We start from the raw sequence: 23,881 nt of genomic DNA, 5'->3' as shown, positions 1-23,881 counted from the left end.
TAAGCTGAAACTACAGGTCCGTTCACAATAAATCTCTTACTTTTTTCTGTGCAATTCGTTAGAAACCTTATTTTTGGAATACAGAACCCTTTACAAACATTCCGCACTACATGAAAATTTTAGCCATCGGGCGTAATTACGCCGAACATATAGCTGAACTAAAAAACGAAGTACCCGACGAACCTGTGATCTTCTTTAAGCCTGACACGGCCTTACTTCGCAACAACGAGCCGTTTTACTACCCGGACTATAGCAACGACATCCACCACGAGGTAGAACTTATTCTGCGCATAAGCCGCGAAGGCAAAAACATTGAGAAGAAGTTTGCACATAAATATTATGATGCCATTGGCCTAGGCATAGACTTTACAGCCCGCGACCTGCAAAGCAAAGCCAAAGCAAAAGGACTGCCCTGGACGCTGGCTAAAGGCTTTAACGGCTCTGCCCCGGTGTCTGAGTTCCTGCCTTTAGATCAGTTCCCGGATCTGCAGAACATTAACTTCAGGTTGGATGTGAACGGCGAAACAAAGCAAAAAGGCAACTCCCAGATGATGCTGAACAACTTCGACGACATCATTGCATACATTTCGCGCTTTATCACATTAAAAAAAGGCGACATTATATTTACAGGAACACCCGAGGGCGTAGGCCCGGTTAAAATTGGCGACAGATTAGAAGGCTATGTTGAAGACAGAAAACTGCTTGATTTTGAAGTTAAATAAGATATTACCGCTTTTTATAGTTGCCGTACTTACCACCTTTAACCTGGCAGCTCAGTACAACCCGCCGTATGCTCCTACGCCGGGCTATTTCCTGTTCCCGATTAAACCCGGCGAACGCAATTACCTGTCGGGTACGATGGGCGAGATACGCTCCAACCACTTCCATGGCGGGCTGGATATTAAAACCGACCAGCGCGAAGGCCTGAATGTGTATGCTGCTGCCGATGGCTACATTTCGAGGGTAAAGCAGTCTACGTACGGGTATGGCAATATTATTTACATCACGCACCCTAATGGGCTAACCACGACCTATGCGCACCTGCAAGCATTCGGAGACCCGCTGGGTAGTTATATTTTGCAGAAACAGTACGAGAAGCAAACGTTTGAACTGGAGCTGTTTTTAGACAAAGACCAGTTTCCGGTAAAACGTGGGCAGGTAATCGGTTTATCTGGTAACACGGGTGGCTCCGGTGGCCCGCACCTGCACTTCGAGATCCGTGATGCCCAGGACAGGCTATACAACCCGCTGCGCTACGAGTTTAAAGAAGTGATTGACACTACACCGCCGGATATCTATAGTCTGGCAGTTGTTCCGCTCAACATCCGCTCCAGGGTAAAAAACCAGTTTGCACGCGCTGAGTATGGGCCTAAAAAAGTGGGCTCCAACTATAGTTTACAGGATACGGTGTATGCCAACGGTTTAATTGGCCTTGAACTGCAAACAAACGACCGCCTGGATGGTGCCACGAATAAAAACGGTACGCAGGAAGTTACGCTGTATGTAAACGATAAACCGATCTATAACCATTACATAGAGCAGGTTCCGTTTGAGATTTCGCGCCAGGTGTCGCAGCACATTAACTATTACATGTACCGCCGCCATGGCCGCACCTTCCAGAAAGCGTTTGTAGACCACGGCAACGACCTGCCACTTTACAAAGCCAATGGCAATAAAGGCCGCTTTACAGTGCACCCGGATTCTACTTACATTGTAAAACTGGTTGCCCGCGATTCTTACAACAATGCATCAACCCTTAGCTTTATAGTAAAGGGTCAGAAACCGGTATTTACTCAAACGCTGGCCAAAAATGTAAAACAGCCGGAAATGGACTACGAAATACTGGGCAATGTGCTGAAAGTGAGCGCCACCGATACCAGCAAAACACCACGTAACGTAGAGCTTTTTGTAGCCGGCAAGCGTTTCGACCTCGTGCCAAGCTATATGCAGAACTCCGCATCGGTAGCCCTTTACGACCTGCGTGGCGGCATTCCGGACTCAATTGGTTTCTGCAATGTGGGCAAGCCTTTCTCTTACAGAACCATGATACCGCCTGCCCAGGAAGTAAACTATAAAAACGACTACCTGAACGTAACGTTTGACAAGGAAACGCTTTACGATACCCTGTACCTGCACGCCAGCAAAACAGGCGATGTGTTTACTATAGGTGATTACTTTACGCCGCTGCACAAAGCCATGAAAGTCACCATGACCGTAGATACCACTGGTATTGACAAGAGCAAAGCTGCGGTTTATTTCTTAGGGCTTGGTCGCGGACGTGGTTACACTGGTGGCAAATGGGATGGTAACACCATTACGTTCAGTACCAAAAACATGGGCAAGTTTAAAGTGATGGAAGACACTAAAGCCCCAACTATAAAACTGCTCGGCAAAAGCCCAACCCAGATCCGGTTTAAGATTGGCGATGATCTGTCGGGAATACACTCTTTTAACGCATGGGTGAATGGCCAGTGGATACTGATGAAGTACGAGCACAAAGAAGCGCTGATTTACTCTGAAAAGCTGGATAAAAGTGTACCTTTGTCGGGCGAAGTGGTAGTGAAGGTAAAAGACATTGCCGGCAACGAAGCTACTTTCACAACGAAGATTTAAATTCGAATCACGGCACACGTATCACGTAGCAAGACAAAATCGTGATACTTGATACGAGATACTTGATACCAAAAACAACTATGAATCTCAACATCGGCGATAAGGCTCCGGAGTTTGAAGGTAAGGACCAGAACGGAAATACGGTTAAACTGAGCGACTACCGCGGCAAAAAAGTAATCCTGTACTTCTACCCGAAAGACGACACCAGCGGCTGCACTGCCCAGGCCTGTAACCTGCGCGACAACTATAGCCACCTGCAAAAAGAAGGCTACGAAGTAATTGGCGTGAGCATCGACAGCGAGAAATCGCACCAGAAGTTTATCGGCAAATACGAACTGCCCTTTACCCTGATCGCCGACACCGAGAAACAAATAGTAGAGCAGTACGGCGTGTGGCAGGAAAAATCGATGTATGGGCGGAAGTATATGGGCACCATGCGCTACACCTTTGTGATAGACGAGAACGGTGTGATACAGGACATCATCACGAAAGTAAAAACCGCCGACCACACGGCTCAGATACTGAAGTAAACACAACGCGGGCGCAGCTACTAAAAAAGTGGCTGCGCTTTTTTGTATCTTTGATTACCAATTCATAATTCATCATTCTTAATTCATAATTAAATAAACCGTGAATCCACACAACAAGAGCATTGAAGAGCTGAAGGACATTGCCGCACAGGTACGCCGCGACATCGTGCGTATGGTGCATGCCGTAAACTCCGGCCACCCAGGCGGATCGCTTGGCTGTACTGATTACTTTGTATCGCTGTATTTCAAGATCATGAACTATAGCACCGACTTTAATATGGATGGCAAAGGTGAAGACCTGTTCTTCCTGTCAAACGGCCACATTTCTCCGGTTTGGTACAGCACACTGGCCCGCGCCGGTTTCTTTGATGTTGCTGAGCTTGCCACATTCCGCAAACTGAACTCGAGATTACAGGGCCACCCTGCCACCGAAGAAGGTTTGCCGGGTATCCGTGTAGCGTCAGGTTCGTTGGGCCAGGGCTTATCGGTTGCAACAGGTGCTGCGCAGATCAAGAAGCTGAACGGCGACAATAACCTGGTGTATGTGCTGATGGGTGACGGTGAAGTGGAAGAAGGCCAGGTTTGGGAAGCTGCCATGTATGCCGCACACCATAAAGTAGACAACCTGATCGCAACTATAGACCTGAACGGCCAGCAGATTGACGGCTCTACAGACGAAGTAATGAGCCTGGGAAGCCTGCGTGCTAAATTCGAAGCCTTTGGCTGGACTGTATTGGAAGCTGACGGTAATAACTTTGAGACCCTGATACCAGGACTGGAGCAGGCCAAAGCCGAGACTGGCAAAGGCAAACCGGTAATGCTGCTGATGCACACCGAAATGGGCTATGGCGTAGACTTTATGATGGGGTCGCACAAATGGCACGGTGTTGCGCCAAACGACGAGCAGCTGGAAATTGCGCTTCAGCAGCTGATGGTAAAACACGCTTCAGATTACTAAACTATAGTTTCAGGTAGATTGCTCAGGTCAGGCATGGGTTCGTGGTTAAAAAAGACAGGTTTGCTCCTGCTGTTGCTGGTTTTATCAGCAACTATAACCGCTATTGCCCAGGATAAAAAGCCGAAGCCTAAAACGCGCATCCTGTTTTTGCTGGATGCTTCAGGAAGTATGATGGCCAAATGGGAAAACAGCGACCGCATGAGCATCGCCAAAAACCTGCTGGCAGAACTGGTAGACTCGCTGGACCGCTTCGAGAACGTGGAAGTAGCCTTACGCGCTTACGGACACCAGTACGGTCGCGAACGCAACGACTGCAAGGATACCAAACTGGAAGTACCGTTTGCTGCTGATAACGCTGCTACTGTGAAAAGTAAGCTTAGCCAGATAGTACCGCGTGGCAATACGCCCATTACCTACTCGCTGGAGCAAACGGCAAAGGATTTTCCGGACGACCCGAAAGCCCGTAACATTGTCATTCTGATCACGGATGGCATTGAGTCATGTAACGGAGACCCTTGTGCGGTGTCGCTGGCTTTGCAGAAGAAGCGTATTTTCCTGCGCCCTTTTGTGATAGGTATTGGTATAGATGCCGAGTACGAAAAGCAGCTTAACTGCATAGGCCAGTATTTTAATGCCGCCGATGTAAAAACGTTTGAGAACGTGCTGACTGAGATTGTGACGCAGACGCTGAGCGAAACTACGGTTAGCGTAGAGTTGCAGGACGAGAACGGAAAGTCCGTGGAAACTAACGTGAACATGACCTTCCTGAACTCGCTGACAGGTTTGCCGGAGTACAACTTTGTGCATTACCTGAAAGACAATGGCAAGCCTGACATGCTGGAAATTGATGCGCTGATGCCCTACGACCTGGTTGTAAATACGACGCCTATAATTGTAGAGCGCAGCGTAACGATAAAACCGGGGCGCCACAACGTTATCAAAGTTAAAGCGCCGCAGGGCATTTTGTATCTGCGCCAGGATGGGCCATCGCCGTATGGGCAGCTGCAAACTATAGTTCGGCAAAACGGCGAAACCCGGACGCTGAACGTGCAGCCTTTCGGCGAGCGGCACAAGTACCTGAGCGGCACCTACGACCTGGAAATACTGACCACACCCCGCATTTACCTGAATGATGTGGAAGTAAAGCAGGGCCAGACCAAAACGGTAACGATCCCGATTCCGGGGCAGTTGGCCATTTCGTCGCAGATGCAGGGCTATGGCAGCGTCTATAGTGTGGATGAAAACGGTTCGCAGCGCTGGCTCCTGAACATACCTGAAAATAACAGTAAAGTAACCATACCGTTGCAGCCCGGTAAGTATAAACTGGTGTACCGCATGAAGACCGCACAATCGAGCAAGTTTACCGATGTGCAGGATTTTGAGATACGCTCCGGGGCTACAACCAACTTAAGGATTTTTAACAGATAATGAATAGTGGCGCAAGCCAACAACTTCTGACCTATAAGAGATAACAGTATAAAATGAAAGATTTTCCATACACAGAGAAAAAAGACACACGTTCTGGTTTCGGGGCTGGTTTGCTGGAGCTTGGCCGCACCAACCCAAATGTAGTTGGCCTTTGCGCCGACCTTACCGGCTCGCTTAAAATGGATGCCTTCCAGAAGGAATTCCCGGAGCGTTTCTTCCAGGTAGGTATTGCCGAAGCCAACATGATCGGTTTGGCTGCCGGTATGACTATTGGCGGTAAAATTCCGTTTACGGGTACGTTTGCCAACTTCTCTACAGGCCGCGTGTACGACCAGATCCGTCAGTCGGTGGCTTACTCTGGCAAAAACGTGAAAATATGCGCATCACACGCCGGCCTAACGCTGGGCGAAGACGGTGCCACCCACCAAATACTGGAAGATATTGGCATGATGCGCATGCTGCCACACATGACCGTCATCAACCCGTGCGACTTTAACCAGACCAAAGCGGCAACTATAGCTATAGCGGGGCACGAAGGCCCGGTTTACCTTCGTTTCGGTCGCCCAACGGTGCCTAACTTTACACCAGCCGATCAGAAGTTTGAGATTGGCAAAGCTGTGATGCTGAACGAAGGTACGGATGTAAGTATTTTTGCAACAGGCCACCTGGTTTGGAAAGCCATCCTTGCCGGCCACATCCTGGCTGAAAAAGGCATCAACGCTGAGATCATCAACATCCATACTATCAAGCCAATCGATGCAGAAGCTATCCTGAAGTCTGCTGCTAAAACTGGTTGCGTGGTAACTGCCGAAGAGCACAACCGTTTCGGTGGCCTTGGCGATGCAGTTGCGCAGGTGCTGGTTGCAAACAACCCTGTTCCGCAGGAGTTTGTAGCAGTGAACGACACCTTCGGTGAGTCTGGAACGCCAGATCAACTCATGGAGAAATACGGCCTGACAGAGAATGACATTGTAGCTGCCGTAGAGCGCGTGATCAGCAGAAAAAACAAGTAATAGTTTACAGTTAGCAGTTAACAATAATCAGTAAACAGGCTGTGCTTTTGTAGTACAGCCTGTTTTTTTTATAGGAGACTTGTTAACTGGTAACTGTTTACTGCTCACTGAAATAGCGTGAGGGATGGAGCAGTTGTTTGAGCTCTTTTGGTGAGGCACGAACCAAAAAGCGAGCCGCGAGAGCCCGACGGCTTGCCGGCACGCCCAGACTATAACTATAGCATTACTCATCACATCAATTCAAACTATAGCTTAACCTTACCATAGTTTGAACCCCAGCTGATCTACCAACTATAGTTCTCGTCCATACTACAAACTTCATTACTCCTACCCTTTCCAACAATCTGCACAGCCAACTCCCAAACTATAGTTTAAACTAAACTGCTACTTTACCATTAACTGCTTCCCTGCAATAATTCAATTCTAAAACCTTCCAGAAAATTGCACACCAACTATAAACTCTAACTGAAATCAGTTAATTTTAAAGCTACTGTAATAACAACACACAAAAGCCAGTAAAGCTTACTGTTCCCTGCTCCCTGTAAAAGTGGAAGACAAAGAGATATTAGAAAAGTTTGCGAACCCCGACAGCCGAAACCTGGCTTTTAACCAACTTGTGCGCAAGTACCAGCAAAAAGTGTACTGGCACATCCGCAAGATGGTAATTGACCACGACGACGCCGACGACCTTACCCAGGAAGTTTTCCTGAAGGTTTGGAAGAACCTGGAGAATTTCAGGCAGGATGCGCAGCTTTACACCTGGCTCTACCGTATTGCCACCAACGAGTGCCTTACCTTTCTCTCGAATAAAAAAAGGAAGTTCTTTTTACCCATAAACGACGTAGCTGCCGAGCTGACCGAGAAAATAGATTCATCGCCGTACATCTCCGGCGACGAAATACAACTGAAACTACAGAAAGCTTTGCTCAAACTGCCCGACAAGCAGCGCCTGGTATTTAACATGAAGTATTACGATGACCTGAAATACGAAGAGATTTCGGAGATACTGGGTACTTCGGTGGGGGCTTTAAAAGCGTCGTACCACCTGGCCGTAAAAAAAATTGAAGAATTTATAAAGCAGGATTAAACTTTCGGAGGGTAACTGCATCTAAACAGTATAAGCATGAAAGAAAATCATAAACATATTATCCTGAGCGACTTGCCTAAACACAATGTGTACGAGGTGCCCGATGATTACTTCGACCGGTTGCCGATGCGCATTATGGAGCGCACCGCGGCGGCTCCAAAATCTGGGTGGGTGTCGGTACAATTATGGCAGAACCTGCGTATGGCCATAGCGCCGCTGGTGCTGTTGTTGCTTTTTGTGGGCGTTTTCTTTTTCGGTCTGGAGTCGCAGCCCGAACAGGCAGCGTTTAACATTGCAGCCGTGTCGGATGCAGAAATTGTGGATTACCTGACCGCTTACAGCACTGTGGAAAGCAACGATCTGGCCGAACTTAATACCCTGCAAAAACAGGAATTAGCCTCTGAATTTATTAACGTAAGCGCCGCCGACGCTGAAGCCGAACTGGAGTATTACCACCTGAAAGATACTGAATACTAATTCACCCGAATATGAAACGATATTTTTTACTTTTGATTTTTTGCGTGCTAACCTTTGCCGGCACTCAGGCTGTGGCACAAGACCGTGCTTCCAAGGAACGTGTGGAAGCCGCCAAAGTAGCGTTCCTGACCGATAAAATGGAGCTTACCGCAGACCAGGCACAAAAATTCTGGCCCCTGTATAACGAATACGAAGCCAAGCGCCGCGAGCTGATAAAATCGTACCGCAGTGGCTACCGCCAGGATGTAGATGCCCTGACCGAGCAGGAAGCTAAAACCCGCATCGACGATATGTTTGTTACCCGCGAAAAAGAGCTTGCTCTGGAGCAGGAATATGCCACCCGTTATTTAAGAGTGATCTCCAACAAGCAGCTCATTAAACTCTACCGCGGCGAACGCGATTTCACAAAAATGTTACTGAAACGCCTGGACGATAACCGGGCTTCGAGATAAAGATTTGGCAAAGTTGAAAAGGCATCAGGCGTCGCTGTAATAGTGACGCCTTTTGTTCTTTAGTTTGGTTCTGTGTTCTATGCTGTCATGTCGAGCGCAGCCGAGACATCTTATATGTCCTATGGGTTCTGTTACTGTCATTTCGAACAGCGTGAGAAATCTATCTCAGACTATAGTTCGATCAGCTATAGTTCTATAGTTTACTTTGCTTAATACCCGAACCAAGCCGTTGTTCTATAGTTGCCTCTCATCCAGGGAGCTCTAAGAGCCTATAGTTCTATAGTTAGCTTGGCTCCCTCCTGGGCCGGGAGGCCCCGTCTTCGGGCATCGCGCGGTGTACATTTCCTTTGCTCGTACCTCGCAATGCCCTACAGGCACCGGAAATCTACAAGGCGCTCAACCCAAAGACTGAAATCATATTCGATAGTTTATGATTTAGCTATAGTTTGCTTACTGTCTCTTGGTTAGAGCAGATCTGTTTTACACGTGGTTGTAATTCTGTAGGGACAGGTCGGGACCTGTCCTGCTCGTGGTCTGTAACTATAGAACTAAAATTTAAACTATAGCAGTATCAGAGTTCCCCTCCTTGGATAAGGAGGGGTAGGGGTGGTTGGACCACGGCTACTATAAAACTATAGGAGAGCCAATCATAGCATCAGCAGAAAAGTCCCTCTTCGAAGGGGCAGGGGGATGACAAAACGTAACTATAAAACTATAATCTAAACTATAACTATAGCCAAAATTCCCCTCTCGGGAGGGGCAGGGGTGGGTTATTTCTCAACTATAGAACTATAACTCAAACTATAGCGAAGGTCCTATCTTGGAAATCCCAAAATCCTGAAAATCCTGATTCAGACACAATCACCCTCTCCTGCTTTTAAGAAAGGCTGGGGTGAGGCAAACCAGATAGAGTCAAAACCACCAACCATAAAACTATGCCCCATCCTAACAACTAGAGGAAAAAAACTCGTAATTCGTACTACCATTTTACCAACTACCTCACCTATGAAAAAACAACTACTTTTCCCCGGCCAAATATGCCTGGAAACTGACCGGCTGTACCTGCGCGAGCTGAGCCCCGAAGTGTACCAGCATCTGTTTACCGAGTTTAACAACTCCCGCATTGCCGAGTACCTTGGTTTTACAACAAGCAAAGAAGTGGATACAGAGCGCGAGAAATATGCGAAGGGGATGGTCACGTATTACGCTACTTTCAAGGCTTTTCATATACTGGATAAAGAAACCGGCCGCGTGCTGGGCAAATGCGGTTACCACACCTGGGTGCCAACGCACCGCCGCGCCGAAATCGGCTATGAGCTTTTTAATGATGCCGACAAAGGTAAAGGCTATATGAAAGAAGCGCTGGGAGTGGTGCTGACTTATGGCTTCGAGCACATGAACCTGTACCGCATCGAAGCTTATATTGCAGACTATAACATTCCGTCAGGTAAGCTACTGAAGCACTATGGCTTCACCGTAGAAGGTAATGCCCGTGGCCATTATGTGGTCGATGGCATCAACGAAGATTCCGTTTCTTTATCTTTGCTGCTCCCCGAATTTGAACAACTGAAACCAAACTGGGGAACAAAACAACAAGCCATCAATAATTTCTAATTTCTAATCCCCCTTGAAGTACATCATCTTAAATAAGCCGTACGAGGTGCTCACGCAGTTCACAGACGAGACCGGAAGAGCCACCTTGAAAGACTATGTAAAGGTTTCCGGCATTTACCCAGTCGGCCGCCTGGACTACGACAGCGAAGGGTTGGTACTGCTTACAGATGACAAAACCTTACAGCACCGCTTATCAGACCCGAAATTTAAGATCGAGAAAACCTATTGGGTGCAGGTAGATGGTGTACCTACCAACGAAGCGCTGGAAGAACTGCGACGTGGTGTAACTATAAAAGGCGTGAAAACTGCGCCAGCCAAGGCACGTATTTTAGAGCCGGAGCCACAGGTGTGGGAGCGCTCCACTCCTATCCGTTTCCGGAAGAACATACCGGCTACCTGGGTAGAAATAAAGATAACACAGGGCATGAACCGGCAGGTGCGCCGCATGACAGCAGCCGTAGGTTATCCTACTTTGCGCCTGATCAGACCAGCTATAGGCCCATTAACGATTGGCGATCTGCAACCCGGCGAGTACCGCGAGCTTACCCCCGAAGAAGTAACCAAACTCAAAAGCCTGACTGCCGGCAGCACATACACCAAACCAGCCCATAAAAAACCAACCGGTGGCCGCCACTACGACAGTCGCCAGAACTCCAGCCGGCCGTTCCGTAAGCCAGGAAAGTAGTTGTTGGTTGTTGGTTGTTAGTTGTTAGGTTTTACACTAATCATTTAATGGGTGGTTTGTGTCTTCTTTTCTGCGGGCCTATACTTGCCTTCTGGCTGGTGCGAGTTTGCAACTCGTGCCTAACGATGGTGTTGAGTTTGTAACTCAACTGGCCCGTTAAGGACAAGCATGGCAGCAGCGCTGACTATAGTTTTTAGTTGCCAATTAAATCTACCCCTCCTGAGAGCAGGGTCGTTTCATTCTGCTAAACCCTGCTTTTTATGCCCTCGCTCGCGTCCCGCGAGTGTGAGTTACCTGCGGCCTCTGGCCGCTTAAACCTGTGCCTAAGCACAAGTGGCGGGACGCCACTAAATAGCGCACACTCGCGGGACGCGAGCGAGGGCAAAATGAGAGAATGAAACGGCCAGTCCCAGGAGGGGAATTATACCATTACTATGGATGTGGCTCAATCTGCTCTTTCAGAATTCCTGATCCAGCACAGCGAAAGCAGCAAAACCACGAACTATAGTTTAGAAAAGCATCCATATTCACCTATAGTTACACAGTAGCTTCTGTAATGTGCTGCACAATTTTTTGGGCGTGAATTCGGGAGTTTTCGATGAACCAGACGCGCGTATCCATGCCACCACACACTACGCCGGCTAAATAAATGCGGGGCATGTTGGTTTCCATGGTGTCGGGGTTGTGGGTGGGGTGTTTCAGGGCGTCGTGGCTCAATGTTATGCCCAGTTTTTTCAGGAACGTGAAATTGGGTTGATAGCCGGTCATGGCCATTACAAAGTCGTTGGCTATCGTTATCACGCCATCCGGGGTCTGGATGTCCACTTCATTTTCCCGGATCTCGAGTAAGGTAGAGCTGAAATAGGCTGTGATCTCGCCTTCGGCAATGCGGTTTTCCAGGTCGGGTTTTGTCCAGTATTTAATGCTGCCGAGTTCCGGGTCGCGCACCACTATAGTTACCTCAGCACCTTTGCGGTATGTTTCCAGGGCCACGTCTGCAGAGGAGTTATTGGCACCAACTACCAGCACTTTTTGCTTATAGTAGTAATGCGGGTCGTAGTAATAATGGCGCACCTTGGGCAGCTCTTCGCCTTTAATGTTCAGCAGGTTCGGGATGTCGTAAAAGCCGGTGGCAACTATAATGTGTTTGGCGCAATAGTTGGCTTTGCTGGTGCTTACCAGGTATTGTTCATCATCCTGTGAGGTTACGGCCAGCACTTCTTCAAACAGGCGGGTGTTCAGTTGTCCGGTTTCGGCTACTTTGCGGTAATATTCCAGTGCTTCGGAGCGGTTTGGTTTTGCATGGATGCTTGGGAACGGATAGCCGCCAATTTCCAGCCGGTCGGCAGTGGAGAAAAAGGTCATGTTAAGCGGGTAATTGAACAGCGAATTAACCAGGCAGCCCTTCTCCACAATCACATACCGTAGTCCGGCTTTTTTTGCTTCCAGTCCGCAGGCTAGCCCGATGGGCCCTCCCCCGATGATCAGTATATCGTATGTTTCCAACTATAGATTTTTTTATCTCAACAACTATACGCGGTTAAGGTTTATACTTCCGGCTCCGGCAGCTACAAATTTCAACCTGCAACTATAGTTCTTCTGCCATGCCCCGCCATAAGTTTACCACATATTTGTAAAAATCATCAAACAAAAAGTAAAACAAGCTTTACTTTTGTAAAGTATTCTTTACTTTTGTAAAGAATACTTTACAAAATCAATAGAAAACCATGAAAACACGATTCCTTTTTCCGCACCGGTATAAGCTGCTGGGCTGGGTGCTGCTGGTGCCATCGCTTATAGTTGGCTTTCTGGCTATTATGGCTGATAACCCACTTTTTGAATTAAATACAACAGTTTTTGCCCTTTACGATGGCGGTATCTTTGAATCTGCCAAAGCTTTCAAGCTGGTAGAGAATAACATTTTTGACGAGCTGATTGCCGTGACAGCTATAGTTGGCGGGTTGCTGGCAGCTTTCTCCAGAGAGAAAGACGAAGACGAATACATCTCGCAGATCAGGCTGGAGTCGTTGTTATGGGCCACTTATATTAACTATGGCTTCCTGCTGTTTTCGGTGCTGTTTATTTATGGGCTGGCGTTTTACCAGGTGCTGCTGCTCAACATGCTTACGCTGCTCATCATCTTCCTGATAAGGTTTAACTTCATCCTTTACCGCACATCCAAAGCCGCCATTGCATGAAAAATACGTTAAAAGTGCAGCGGGCTATCCATAATTTAACCCAGGAAGAGCTGGCCAAAAAGATCGGGGTCAGCCGCCAGACCATAAACGCCATGGAGCTGAGCAAATACGTGCCCTCAACGGTACTGGCCTTAAAAATTGCGCGCATGTTCAACCAGAAAGTAGAAGATATCTTTACCCTGGAAGAGACAGATTAAGCTCAGCAACTATAGTTTAAAAAGCGATGCCAGCCGTTAGCGAGAAAGCTTTGGTTTTGCCTTCCGAATTATTGTTGTTAAAAACAGTGCTGATACCGTGGTGGTAGGTAACATCGAAGTTCAGGAAACGGATATCGAACCCGGCGCCGCCACTCAGGCTGAACTGCGCATTGCGTACATCTTTGCGCCGCACGTCCAGGTTATTGTCTTTTACGCCCACATTAAAAGCAAAGGCAGGCCCAACAAAGAACCGAAGATGCGAAAGCACGCTGCCTTCGTAGTTGGTGCGGTAACCGATCAGGGCTGGCACGCGCAGGTAGTTGGTTACAAATGCATCGCGCTCACCCGGCCGCGGCTGCACCGTCCGGATGATGTGTGTTTTGTAGGTTACAAAGTCGAGGCCGGGCTGTACGTAAAACCGGTCGCCGATGCGCCCGTAAATGCCGAATTCTGTTCCAAGTCCGGTGTCCATGTCCTGCAGGCCCGGGTCGTCTGATATCCGGGCGAGGTTTACGCCTACTTTGGCTCCCCAACGTAGCTCGGGGCCCTCGTTCTGGGAAAAAGCGGGCTGGCAAACTATAGTTAGCAGGGAAGCTATAAACCAAAAGTGTAAATATTTTCTCATATTCGTGCAGCAAAGGTTTGTACTTACTTAAACTATAAGCAAGTATAAATGTTTGGTTTCGGTCGCAGCATTTACACCTGCCAGCTTAGCGCACCGAAGTACCGGCTGGCTCCTACGCAACATTACCTGACTATGGAAAAAACAACAACACCCGCTATCCTTCCTATTGCCCCGGACCTGTACCTGCGCCCGGTTACTGTTGCCGACGCCGGGGCTCTGTACCGGATAATTGATACCCAACGGCCTTACCTGCGCCAGTGGCTCCCATTTGTAGACCTTACCAAACAGGGAACCGATACCGCGCTGTACCTGCAAACTATAGTTGGCAGCACCACCGATAAGGTTTTTGTGATTGTAGCGAATGAGGCTATTGTTGGGCTGATCGGGTTTAAGAGCATAGAGTATTTTAACCGCAAACTGGAGATTGGTTACTGGCTGAGTGAGCACGAGCAGGGAAAAGGGATCATGCGCCGTAGTTGCAGCCGTTTGGTGCAGCATGCTTTCGAGGACCTGCACATGAACCGTGTACAGCTGAAAGTAGCGCTTGGCAACCACCGCAGCAGCAACATCCCCCAGAAATTAGGCTTTACCAAAGAAGGCATCGAACGCGATGGCGAACTACTGAACGGCTACTTCCATGACCTGCAGGTGTATAGTTTACTAAAGCGGGAATGGCAGCCGGAGCAGCTTTAAGCATTCTTTCGGGTGTCGTTGGTGCCCAGAAGCAGCGATACAGGCTTTAGGCTTTCGTACTTATCAGCGATCAGTTTCAGGATGGCCAGGAACGGGATGAACAGGATCATGCCGGAAGCTCCCCACAGAATACCGCCAGCAACTATAGCCAGCAGCGTGAACAGCATATTTACCTGCAGTCTGTAACTCACTGCCCACGGAAAAATAAGGTTGGCTTCCAGGTACTGCACCACGGCAAACACGATCACTACCCCTGCCGGGTACCAGGCCGAATCATAGGTTATCCAGGCCACGGTCATGGGCAGCACAGCCCCGATGGTAATGCCCACATAAGGGATGAAGGTAAGAATAGAAGCCACCACTCCAAAAAACAGGGCATGCGGCACGCCGATCAACAGCAGGCCAATGGTATTAAGTGTACCAACTATAGCATACACTATAGCCATGCCTTTTATAAAGTTATAGTAGGTAGTTATCGTTTCGTGCAGAATGCTGCGGATGGTATAATGCCGGGCCTTCGGGAAAAGCGAAAAAAGGGCGCCTGCCAGTTGCTCGCGGTTGTACAGGATCAGGGCCACATACAACGGAATCAGCACGACCAGCACCACCGATACCGCCGAGGTATACACCACATCGCGCAGCATACCCAGCACATTTGCCCCTAAGGTATTGCCCATGTTCTCGAGCCAAACTGCCTGCCGCGCCACTTGTATACCCAGGTTATATTCCAGAAACAGGCTCAGGTCGTGGTAAGCTACCAGAAGCTTTTGCTGCAGGGTAGGCCATTCATCTATCAGGCGCAGTAACTGGTTGAACAACAGCCAGCCCAGTCCTACAAAAATAACCAGCAGCACCAGCAGGCATAGTGCAATGGCGCTCCAGCGTGGCCAGCCTTTGCTTTCGAGCCAGCGGCAGATCGGGTACAACACAAAACTGATGAGCAACGAAAAGCTGAGCGGTACAAACAACGGCTGCCCTACATACAGCACCACACCACCCAACACTACAAATTGCAGTAACTTTAGCCAGTTTACTTTAGTGCTTGTATCCATAAAACGCCTATCTTGTACAGCTAAATGCTGCTTAACATTGTAATACACGAATATAACAACCTTCTACAAGAAACTATAACCAACCTTTTACTATGAGAAAACATTTTGTAGCCCTGCCTGCCTTGTTGCTATGCCTTTCGGGCGGCGCCTTTGGCCAGAACCTGAAAACCATAACCCAGGAAAAAACTACCCGGCTGGTTAAAACCCTGAGCGCAGATGACATGCAGGGCCGTGCCTCCTTTACACCAGGCGCCCAGAAAGCTGCTGACTTTATTGCTGCCGAATTCAGGAAATCAAAACTAAAGCCGCTGCCTGGTGCCAACAGTTTTAAGCAGACATTTACCATGTACCGCCTGACGCCGCAGGAACTGGAAGTAAAACTGAATGGCGAACAGATAGCTGCCGAAAACATTTTTGCTACCACCAACTATAAAGAACTGGAGTGGGAAACCAGCGAAGAGCGCCGCATCATCCCTATCGGGGAGAACGAGAATGCCCGCGACGCCATGATGCATGTTTTCCGGATGCAGGATGATGCCCTGGTACTGGTGCACCCCAAACATGCCAGCACATTTGCCAACTACCAGCGCTACATGCGCCGCGGCAACATGGTACAGGAAATGGGCAAAGGCGCCAGCAAAGTGTTTATACTTACCGAGCAGGCACAGCCTCAGAACTATGAAGTAGAGGTTGAGAATAACGTAGAAGAACTGCAGCTGACCAACCTGGTGGGCATGATAGAGGGCAAGCGCAAAGATGAATTTGTGGTGTTTTCGGGCCACTACGACCACATTGGTATACAAAAGCCAGTAGATGGGGACTCTATCGCCAACGGCGCCGACGACAACGCCTCCGGTACCTCCGCTATGATGATGCTGGCCGATTTTTACCAGAAACAACGCAAACCGGAACGCACGATCCTTTTTGTTGCTTTCGCGGCCGAAGAAATGGGTGGCTTTGGCTCTAAATACTTCTCGGAGCAGCTCAACCCGGACCAGATCGTAGCCATGTTCAATATCGAGATGGTCGGAAAACCTTCCAGGTTCGGGCCGAACAGCGCCTACATGACCGGCTTCGACAAATCGGACCTGGGCAGCCTGATGCAGAAGCGCCTGGAAGGCACCGGCTATAGTATCCACCCGGATCCTTACCCAACCCAAAACCTGTTCTACCGCTCCGACAATGCCACACTGGCCCGCCTGGGTGTTCCGGCCCACACCATTTCGTCGGTGCAGATGGACCAGGACAAAACCTACCACACCGTAAACGACGAGTTTGAAATGCTCGACATGGCCCACCTGACCAGCATGATCAAAGGCATCGCGCTTGGCTCCTACGACATCGTTTTCGGCAAGACTACCCCTACCCGTGTAGATAAAGCGCAGGTACAATAAGATCAGTGATTAAAGGGAGAAGACTGATTTTTAAGAGATTGGTCCGAACTATAGATTAGTTTTGGTCCTTTAGATTGATCAGAAAAGAAAAGAGACGCAGCCTACGTTGCGTTTCTTTTCTTTTCTGCCTAAACCACAAACCTGTACAACTTTTGATCTCCTTATTGGCTGGTGCGTACAACTTAAGTTGGCATTAACATTTTGTGTTGGCTGTATGGTGAGATTTTTACGCTTCCTGGTACTCCTCCTCTTCACATTACCTGCCCTGGCACAGGAACCTGCCATCACCTGGGGGCCTGAAATTCCGCAACGAAACCGCAACCTGAACTACCTGCAGCTCATCGGGCCTGGCAATAACAACACATTTTACACGCGCTACACCCAGACCAGCCAGGTGACATTAGAACACTATTCCGGCAATGGCCAGCGCCTCTGGGCAGTTGCCATCGCACCCCTGGACCCCGCCGGCAACCGCGCCACCTTCGAGGATCTGATCCTGCTGAACCACCAGGTGTACCTGCTCTCCTCCCGGACAGAGAGATACAAAAAAGAAGTATACATCCAGCAAATAGACCTGCACGGGAATTACATGCCGGCCATCCATTTACTGGGCACCACCACCCCGGACGCAACCATCTATACCCAGACAAAAGACGGCAGACTGATACTTATACTGCAGCAACAGGCCGAGCCGCAGCAAACTATAGTTTCATCGTTTCAGGGATCTTTTACCCTGCGCTGGCAGGTATCGCTGCCTGTAAAGGGCGAGGTGCAGCAAACAGAAGTAACCGAAGCAGGCACAGCCTACATCCTGACCCGGCTGCCTGCCACCAATTCGCCGGAAGCCGCTTTTTTTCTGTACAGATTCGAGGGCCGTAACGGCAGCAACGCCATGCAGGCAATAGGCAGCACCGCGCAACGGCCCTTGCAAGCAAAGCTTGGCATCCTGAACGGCGATGTGATTGTAGCGGGCACTACGGCGCCGGCCCCTTTTGTGGCCAGCCTGCAACCCGAGCCTACCGGCACTTTCTTTTACCGAATCCCCAAAGGCCGCTTGCGAAGGTTAACTCTCAACTACAGCCCCATCGACAGCCTTTTTCTGCAAAACTATAAGGCGTATAAACCGGACCAGGACCACAGCCAGCGCCTGCGCCACCTGCAACTGCAGCAACTGCTTCCGCTTCCGGGCAACCGCACGGCCCTGCTCGGCGAGGTAACTACCACCTCTGCCAGCGACCGCCATACCGACGATATCCTCATCACCACGTTTGCAGCAAACGGCGCACCCCAGCTTACTACCAGCGTTAACAAACACCAGGCAGAGGCGGCGCGGGCTGTACAGCTCAGTTCGTACATAGCCACCACAGAAGCAGATACTATAAAACTTATCTACCTTGATTTTGAATACAACTATAACGAGCAGAACGAGATCATAATGGCCAGCCCGAGAGCTATACTGAAAACGCCTGTACTGGTTACCATAGCCCCCGATGGAAAGCAGCGCGTCAGGCCACTCCGCAGATCGCAGACCGGCCGCCATCAGGACTTCTACCTTGTTCCTTCCGCAGCTTACAAGCTCAGCCGGCAGGAGTTTATTGTGCTGGGTTCCGGTAAAGGCTACTATAAGTTCGGGAGGCTTAAATTTTAAACTATAGCTTTGCGCACCTTGCAGTAAGACTTACCCACTAAGTACGCGAAGGATCAGGCAAAGAACGTAAGGCTCAAAATCCTACTTAATCTGTAAAATCTCTTTAATCACTGGTCCTATTTAGTATCTTTGGTAAACGACTAATCAACCAATTTCACCCTACCATGAATAAACGTACTTATCTGAGTATGTTCCTGGCAGCGGCACTTGCTTTACCTATAAGCTCTGCCGTAGCACAGGACAAAAAAGATGACAAGAAATGGAAAGTGGACGCTGCCCACGGAACCGAAAAAGAAATTACCGTAACCACCGACGAAGGCACCTGGATGAGCCTGGACGTAAGTCCGGATGGCAAAGAGATCGTGTTCGACATGCTCGGCGATATCTACATCATGCCGATTTCGGGTGGCAAAGCGAAGCTTCTGCGTACCGGCCGCCCTTACGAAGTGCAGCCACGTTTCAGCCCAGATGGTAAGTTTATTTCCTTTACATCGGATGCCGGTGGTGGCGACAACATCTGGATCATGAAGCGCGACGGTTCGGATGCCAGACAGATCACCAACGAGAACTTCAGGTTATTGAATAATGCTGTCTGGACACCGGATGGCCAGTACATTGTTGCCCGTAAGCACTTTACCAATACCCGCTCGCTGGGTGCCGGCGAAATGTGGATGTACCACCGCACAGGCGGTGCTGGTATACAGCTGACCAAACGCAAAAACGACCAACAGGATGCCGGTGAGCCATTTGTATCGCCGGATGGTAAGTATGTGTATTTCTCTGAAGACATGAGCGGTGGCACTACGTTTGAGTACAACAAAGACCCGAACGGCCAGATCTACGTGATCCGCAGAGTAGACCGTAACACAGGAGAGATCGAAAACATCGTTACCGGTAACGGTGGCTCCGTGCGCCCAACTATATCAAGAGATGGCAAGCACATTGCGTTTGTGCGCCGCGTGCGTACCAAATCGGTGCTGTTTATTCAGAATCTGAAAACTGGTGAGCAGTGGCCTATAGTTGATAACCTGAGCAAAGACCAGCAGGAAGCATGGGCTATTTTCGGCCTGTACCCATCCTTCGCCTGGACACCAGACAACAAGAGCATCGTTTACTGGGCACAGGGCAAGATCAACAAAGTAGATGTAGCCAACCAGAAGATAACCAACATCCCGTTTGAGGCTACTGCCACACATTACATTGCCGATGCCGTTCGCCATGATTTCAGCAAGAACGGTGGCGTATCGCCGAAAGAGTTTACAGCTAAAGCTATCCGCCATGCGGTAACCTCCCCGGATGGTAAGATTCTGGTATTTAACGCTGCCGGCCACATCTACAAAAAGGAACTGCCAAACGGCAAGCCGGAGCGCATCACCAAAGGTGGTGATTTTGAGTTTTACCCTGCCTTCTCACCAGATGGTAAGTCTATAGTTTACTCCACCTGGAACGACGACAACTTCGGAGCGATCATGAAACTGGATATCCGCAAGAAAAATGCGAAGCCAACCAAACTGAGTGCTGAGAAAGGTTTCTACACTAATGCTTCGTTCTCGCCGAACGGTAAGTTTATAGTTTATAACAAAGAAGGCGGCAACAACCACATGGGTTATGCGCATGGCAACGAGCGTGGCATTTACTACATGTCTGCTGATGGTGGCAAATCTACTTTTGTACAGAAGAACGGATCTTCTCCACTATTCAACGCCACTTCTGATCGCATTTTCTTTACTGGGTATGAAGGTGGTAAATCAGCCTTTAAATCTGTAGACCTGAACGGAAAAGAAGAGCAAACGCACTATACATCCAAGTACACCGACCAGTTTTACCCAAGCCCGGACAACAAATGGCTGGCGTTTGTAGAGCTGTTTAACGGCTATGTGGTTCCGTTTACTGCAAACGGTTCTGGCATGGATCTGAGCGCTGAAACCAAAGCTGTTCCGGTTGCCCGTTTCACCCGCGATGCCGGCACCAGTATCCATTGGTCTGGCGACAGCAAAAAAGTGAACTGGGTACTGGGCGATGAGTATTTCTCAAACGACATCAAGAACCGTTTTGCTTTTGTTGATGGCGCGCCGGATAAACTTCCAGCTATTGATACGACCGGAACAAAGATCGGCCTGGTGCTGAAAACAGATACACCGGAAGGTAAAGTAGCTTTCACGAACGCCCGCATCATTACCATGAAGGGCGACGAGGTGATTGAAGGCGGAACTATAGTTGTAGATGGCAACCGCATTGTGGCTGTCGGCAAAAACGTAACTATACCGAAAGACGCGAAAGTGATAGACGCTGCCGGTAAAACCATTATGCCTGGTATAGTGGACGTACACGCGCACCTGGGTACTTTCCGTAACGGTATGAGCCCGCAGAAGCAGTGGTCGTACTACACCAACCTGGCATACGGCGTAACAACAACGCACGACCCGTCATCAACTACCGAAATGGTGTTCAGCCAGTCGGAAGCCGTGAAAGCTGGTAACATGATCGGACCGCGCATTTACTCTACCGGTACTATTCTTTACGGTGCTGATGGTAACTTTAAAGCCGTGATCAACAGCCTGGACGATGCCCGCTCGCATCTGCGTCGCATTAAAGCAGTAGGCGGTTTCTCGGTGAAGAGCTACAACCAGCCACGCCGTGAGCAGCGCCAGCAGGTAATTCAGGCTGCCCGCGAACTGAACATGACCGTGGTACCGGAAGGTGGTTCTACGTTCTTCCACAACATGAGCATGATCCTGGATGGTCACTCCGGTATTGAGCACAACATTCCGGTTGCCCCGCTTTACAAAGACGTGGTAGAAGTATGGAAAGCATCTGAAACTGGCTACACCCCTACCCTGATCGTGAACTATGCCGGTAACTCCGGTGAGTACTACTGGTACCAGAAAACCAATGCCTGGGAAAAAGAGCGCCTGCTGAAATTCACGCCTCGTTCTGTTATAGATGGTCGCTCGCGCCGCGTTACACTGGTGCCTGACGAAGAATACAAGAACGGCCACATCCTGACGTCAGAATCGGCAAAAAAATTATCCGATGCCGGTGTAAAAGTGAACCTGGGCGCGCATGGTCAGCTACAAGGCTTAGGCGCGCACTGGGAACTATGGATGCTGCAGCAAGGCGGCATGACCAACCTGGAAGCGCTTCGTGCTGCAACCCTGAACGGTGCCGAGTATATTGGCATGGGCAAGGAAATCGGCTCACTGGAAGAGGGTAAACTGGCCGACCTGATCGTGCTGGATGCTAACCCACTGGAGAATATCCAGAACACCGAGCACGTGAAATACACGATGGTGAATGGTCGCCTGTACGATGCTGCTACCATGGCAGAAATAGGCAACTATAAAAAGCAGCCAGGCAAATTCTGGTGGGAAAACAGCCGCACCGCCACCGCATTCGACTGGCACGAAGGCACCAACACCCGCTTCGAAGGCATTGCCGGTGAGCATTGTACCTGCCGTCACTAAGATTTACGTTTTAAACTATAGCAAACAGGCTGCCCGGATGGGGCAGCCTGTTTTTTTTGTACATGGCGCGAGCGTCCTCGCTCGTGACGAACTATAGCAGACGAGATTTTACAAGTAGACTGTCCCCTTGAGGGGACTACAGGGGTGTAATCGTGCATGAACAAAATTCTCCTCATTTAATTTGCGACTTATCTCTGATCCAGCTCTCCAATGTCCTTAGTACATTCTGCATATCCCTTTTCACTTCCATATCATCAAATCTTAGAAACTGCACACCATACTGCTCTATTTCAGCCTGCCGCTTTATATCATATTTATAGTTTTGGCTATGGCTATATCCATCAATTTCTATAGCTAACTGCAATTCATGTGAGTAGAAGTCAACTATAAAATCCAACATGGGCACTTGCCTGTGAAACTGATACCCAAAAAGCTTTCTCTCTTTTATTTCCTGCCACAGTAGGATTTCAGATAAAGTGCTGTTCCTTCTCAGCTCACGGGCCTTCGTCTTTAGGTCTGCTCTGTATGGAATGATTTTGTTTTTAGCCAAGGTCGATTACTTTCCGGTTTGATAGTTTGATAAATACTGAGGACTTAGATCGGGAACGATTACACCCCTGTAGTCCCCTCAAGGGGACAGTCAGCAACTGGTTTACGTTCTGTTCTCGCTTTTGTGTAACGTATACTTTCTTAGCAGTGCAAATCCAAATAGTTTGGTAAAACTGTCTGAAGTTTAAACAAGGCCAGAGGCCCCTGCTATAGTTCGTCACGAGCGTGGACGCTCGCGACATAGTTCGCTTATTGGTAATTATCAGGATTAAACATTATCTTCCATAAAAAGACAAACGTATGAAGCGCTGCCTTACCCCTCTCCTCTTAACACTATTTACAGCCTGCCATTCAAATGCTGAACAGATAAAAGAGAACCCTACTGAGGAAGTGAGAGCACATGAGGTAAAGGTCAACCCTGAAGGCAAAACGATAGCAGAGAGATATCCGGCTCCGGCAAGCTTTACACGTGTTAAACCACAGTCGAACTCTTTTGCGGCTTATCTGCAGAACTTTAAACTGAAGCCATATGGCGCGGTGGTGCATTACTACAATGGCAAAGTAAAACCCAACGATGGGGTGTATGATGCCGTGCTGGATATTGATGTTGGTAACTACGACCTGCAGCAGTGCGCCGATGCCGTAATGCGCTTGCGGGCCGAATACCTTTTCGAACAGAAACGCTACAATGCTATTCACTTTAATTTTACCAATGGCTTTACTGCAAACTATAGTAAGTGGCAGCAGGGCTACAGAATAAGTGTGAAAGGCAATGATGTGAACTGGGTTAAAAAAGCAACTCCGGCCACCAACTATAGTTCGTTCCGCGATTATCTGAAGGTTGTGTTCAGCTATGCCGGCACGCTCTCTTTGGAGAAAGAAATGAAGGCCGCAACTATAGCTGATATCCAGATCGGTGATGTATTTATAAAAGGCGGTAGTCCGGGGCATGCCGTTATCGTGATGGATATGGCCGTAAACACGCAGACCGGCGAAAAGCTTTTCTTACTGGCCCAAAGCTACATGCCCGCCCAGGAAATTCAGATTCTGCAAAACCCCATGAACCCGGAGCTTAGCCCCTGGTATAGCACAAAATTTAACGGGCCTTTACTGACCCCGGAATGGACTTTCCAGAAAAACCACCTGAAGCGTTTCTAAAACAAAACGGCCCCCTTAACACAGGCGGCCGTTTACATTATCTGAA

22 protein-coding genes are annotated in these 23,881 nt (G+C 48.9%); 18 read left to right on the top strand and 4 right to left on the bottom strand.

Features of this window, described 5'->3' with window-relative positions; all coding sequences use genetic code 11:
• Positions 1–110: 110 nt before the first annotated feature.
• From H7F15_RS09100 to H7F15_RS09050, 11 genes are all read left to right on the top strand, one after another.
• Positions 111–722: a fumarylacetoacetate hydrolase family protein gene (locus tag H7F15_RS09100; protein WP_185196652.1), complete on the top strand. Its 612-nt coding sequence runs from the start codon at positions 111–113 to the stop codon at positions 720–722.
• Complete coding sequence (locus H7F15_RS09095) at positions 709–2,613, top strand: M23 family metallopeptidase (RefSeq protein WP_255481158.1); 1,905 nt, start codon at positions 709–711, stop codon at positions 2,611–2,613. Before H7F15_RS09100 ends, H7F15_RS09095 begins: the two co-directional genes overlap by 14 nt.
• Positions 2,614–2,693: 80 nt before the next feature.
• Positions 2,694–3,143 carry a thioredoxin-dependent thiol peroxidase gene (gene bcp, locus H7F15_RS09090; protein ID WP_185196651.1) on the top strand — a complete coding sequence of 150 codons (450 nt, stop codon included), beginning with the start codon at positions 2,694–2,696 and terminating at the stop codon, positions 3,141–3,143.
• A 100-nt stretch (positions 3,144–3,243) separates the two neighbouring features.
• A complete protein-coding gene (locus tag H7F15_RS09085) occupies positions 3,244–4,101 on the top strand; it encodes a transketolase (RefSeq protein ID WP_185196650.1) in 858 nt (285 codons plus the stop codon).
• Between the two features lie 33 nt (positions 4,102–4,134).
• Entirely contained in the window at positions 4,135–5,529 is a 1,395-nt protein-coding gene (locus tag H7F15_RS09080; RefSeq protein ID WP_185196649.1) for a VWA domain-containing protein, read from the top strand.
• A 53-nt stretch (positions 5,530–5,582) separates the two neighbouring features.
• A complete protein-coding gene (locus H7F15_RS09075) occupies positions 5,583–6,542 on the top strand; it encodes a transketolase family protein (protein ID WP_185196648.1) in 960 nt (319 codons plus the stop codon).
• Positions 6,543–7,089: 547 nt separating this feature from the next.
• Positions 7,090–7,629, top strand: a complete 540-nt coding sequence (locus tag H7F15_RS09070; RefSeq protein ID WP_185196647.1) for an RNA polymerase sigma factor — start codon at positions 7,090–7,092, stop codon at positions 7,627–7,629.
• Positions 7,630–7,665: 36 nt separating this feature from the next.
• Positions 7,666–8,106, top strand: a complete 441-nt coding sequence (locus H7F15_RS09065; protein ID WP_185196646.1) for a hypothetical protein — start codon at positions 7,666–7,668, stop codon at positions 8,104–8,106.
• A gap of 11 nt (positions 8,107–8,117) precedes the next feature.
• Positions 8,118–8,558, top strand: a complete 441-nt coding sequence (locus tag H7F15_RS09060) for a hypothetical protein (RefSeq protein ID WP_185196645.1) — start codon at positions 8,118–8,120, stop codon at positions 8,556–8,558.
• A gap of 1,005 nt (positions 8,559–9,563) precedes the next feature.
• Positions 9,564–10,172: a GNAT family N-acetyltransferase gene (locus H7F15_RS09055; protein WP_185196644.1), complete on the top strand. Its 609-nt coding sequence runs from the start codon at positions 9,564–9,566 to the stop codon at positions 10,170–10,172.
• A 13-nt stretch (positions 10,173–10,185) separates the two neighbouring features.
• Positions 10,186–10,857: a pseudouridine synthase gene (locus H7F15_RS09050; RefSeq protein ID WP_185196643.1), complete on the top strand. Its 672-nt coding sequence runs from the start codon at positions 10,186–10,188 to the stop codon at positions 10,855–10,857.
• Positions 10,858–11,394: 537 nt separating this feature from the next.
• Here the strand turns inward: H7F15_RS09050 and H7F15_RS09045 are convergent.
• Positions 11,395–12,363 carry a YpdA family putative bacillithiol disulfide reductase gene (locus tag H7F15_RS09045; protein ID WP_185196642.1) on the bottom strand — a complete coding sequence of 323 codons (969 nt, stop codon included), beginning with the start codon at positions 12,361–12,363 and terminating at the stop codon, positions 11,395–11,397.
• A gap of 221 nt (positions 12,364–12,584) precedes the next feature.
• Between H7F15_RS09045 and H7F15_RS09040 the strand changes: the two genes are divergently transcribed.
• Positions 12,585–13,055, top strand: a complete 471-nt coding sequence (locus H7F15_RS09040) for a hypothetical protein (RefSeq protein WP_185196641.1) — start codon at positions 12,585–12,587, stop codon at positions 13,053–13,055.
• Entirely contained in the window at positions 13,052–13,252 is a 201-nt protein-coding gene (locus H7F15_RS09035) for a helix-turn-helix transcriptional regulator (protein ID WP_185196640.1), read from the top strand. Before H7F15_RS09040 ends, H7F15_RS09035 begins: the two co-directional genes overlap by 4 nt.
• Before the next feature lie 16 nt (positions 13,253–13,268).
• On the opposite strand, the gene H7F15_RS09030 is transcribed toward H7F15_RS09035, so the two are convergent.
• Positions 13,269–13,877, bottom strand: coding sequence for a porin family protein (locus tag H7F15_RS09030; protein WP_185196639.1), 609 nt, complete (start codon positions 13,875–13,877; stop codon positions 13,269–13,271).
• 132 nt (positions 13,878–14,009) lie between these two features.
• On the opposite strand from H7F15_RS09030, the gene H7F15_RS09025 reads away from it, so the two are divergent.
• Entirely contained in the window at positions 14,010–14,570 is a 561-nt protein-coding gene (locus tag H7F15_RS09025; protein WP_221627021.1) for a GNAT family N-acetyltransferase, read from the top strand.
• Here H7F15_RS09025 and H7F15_RS09020 read toward each other — a convergent pair.
• Positions 14,567–15,622, bottom strand: coding sequence for an AI-2E family transporter (locus tag H7F15_RS09020; RefSeq protein ID WP_185196638.1), 1,056 nt, complete (start codon positions 15,620–15,622; stop codon positions 14,567–14,569). The genes H7F15_RS09025 and H7F15_RS09020 overlap by 4 nt on opposite strands.
• Positions 15,623–15,714: 92 nt before the next feature.
• Between H7F15_RS09020 and H7F15_RS09015 the strand changes: the two genes are divergently transcribed.
• From H7F15_RS09015 to H7F15_RS09005, 3 genes are all read left to right on the top strand, one after another.
• On the top strand, positions 15,715–17,016 hold the full coding sequence (locus H7F15_RS09015) for a M20/M25/M40 family metallo-hydrolase (protein ID WP_185196637.1): 1,302 nt from the start codon (positions 15,715–15,717) through the stop codon (positions 17,014–17,016).
• Between the two features lie 214 nt (positions 17,017–17,230).
• Positions 17,231–18,664: a hypothetical protein gene (locus H7F15_RS09010; protein WP_185196636.1), complete on the top strand. Its 1,434-nt coding sequence runs from the start codon at positions 17,231–17,233 to the stop codon at positions 18,662–18,664.
• A 164-nt stretch (positions 18,665–18,828) separates the two neighbouring features.
• On the top strand, positions 18,829–22,128 hold the full coding sequence (locus H7F15_RS09005) for an amidohydrolase family protein (RefSeq protein WP_255481156.1): 3,300 nt from the start codon (positions 18,829–18,831) through the stop codon (positions 22,126–22,128).
• A 172-nt stretch (positions 22,129–22,300) separates the two neighbouring features.
• On the opposite strand, the gene H7F15_RS09000 is transcribed toward H7F15_RS09005, so the two are convergent.
• On the bottom strand, positions 22,301–22,678 hold the full coding sequence (locus H7F15_RS09000; protein WP_185196635.1) for an endonuclease domain-containing protein: 378 nt from the start codon (positions 22,676–22,678) through the stop codon (positions 22,301–22,303).
• A 299-nt stretch (positions 22,679–22,977) separates the two neighbouring features.
• Between H7F15_RS09000 and H7F15_RS08995 the strand changes: the two genes are divergently transcribed.
• Positions 22,978–23,835 carry a DUF4846 domain-containing protein gene (locus H7F15_RS08995; protein WP_185196634.1) on the top strand — a complete coding sequence of 286 codons (858 nt, stop codon included), beginning with the start codon at positions 22,978–22,980 and terminating at the stop codon, positions 23,833–23,835.
• Positions 23,836–23,881 lie beyond the last annotated feature (46 nt).

This window comes from Pontibacter sp. Tf4 (assembly GCF_014212495.1).
In the GTDB taxonomy this organism is placed as follows: domain Bacteria; phylum Bacteroidota; class Bacteroidia; order Cytophagales; family Hymenobacteraceae; genus Pontibacter.
The sequence above is the reverse complement of the archived record's forward strand: the minus strand, read 5'-3'. Positions and strand labels throughout refer to the sequence as shown.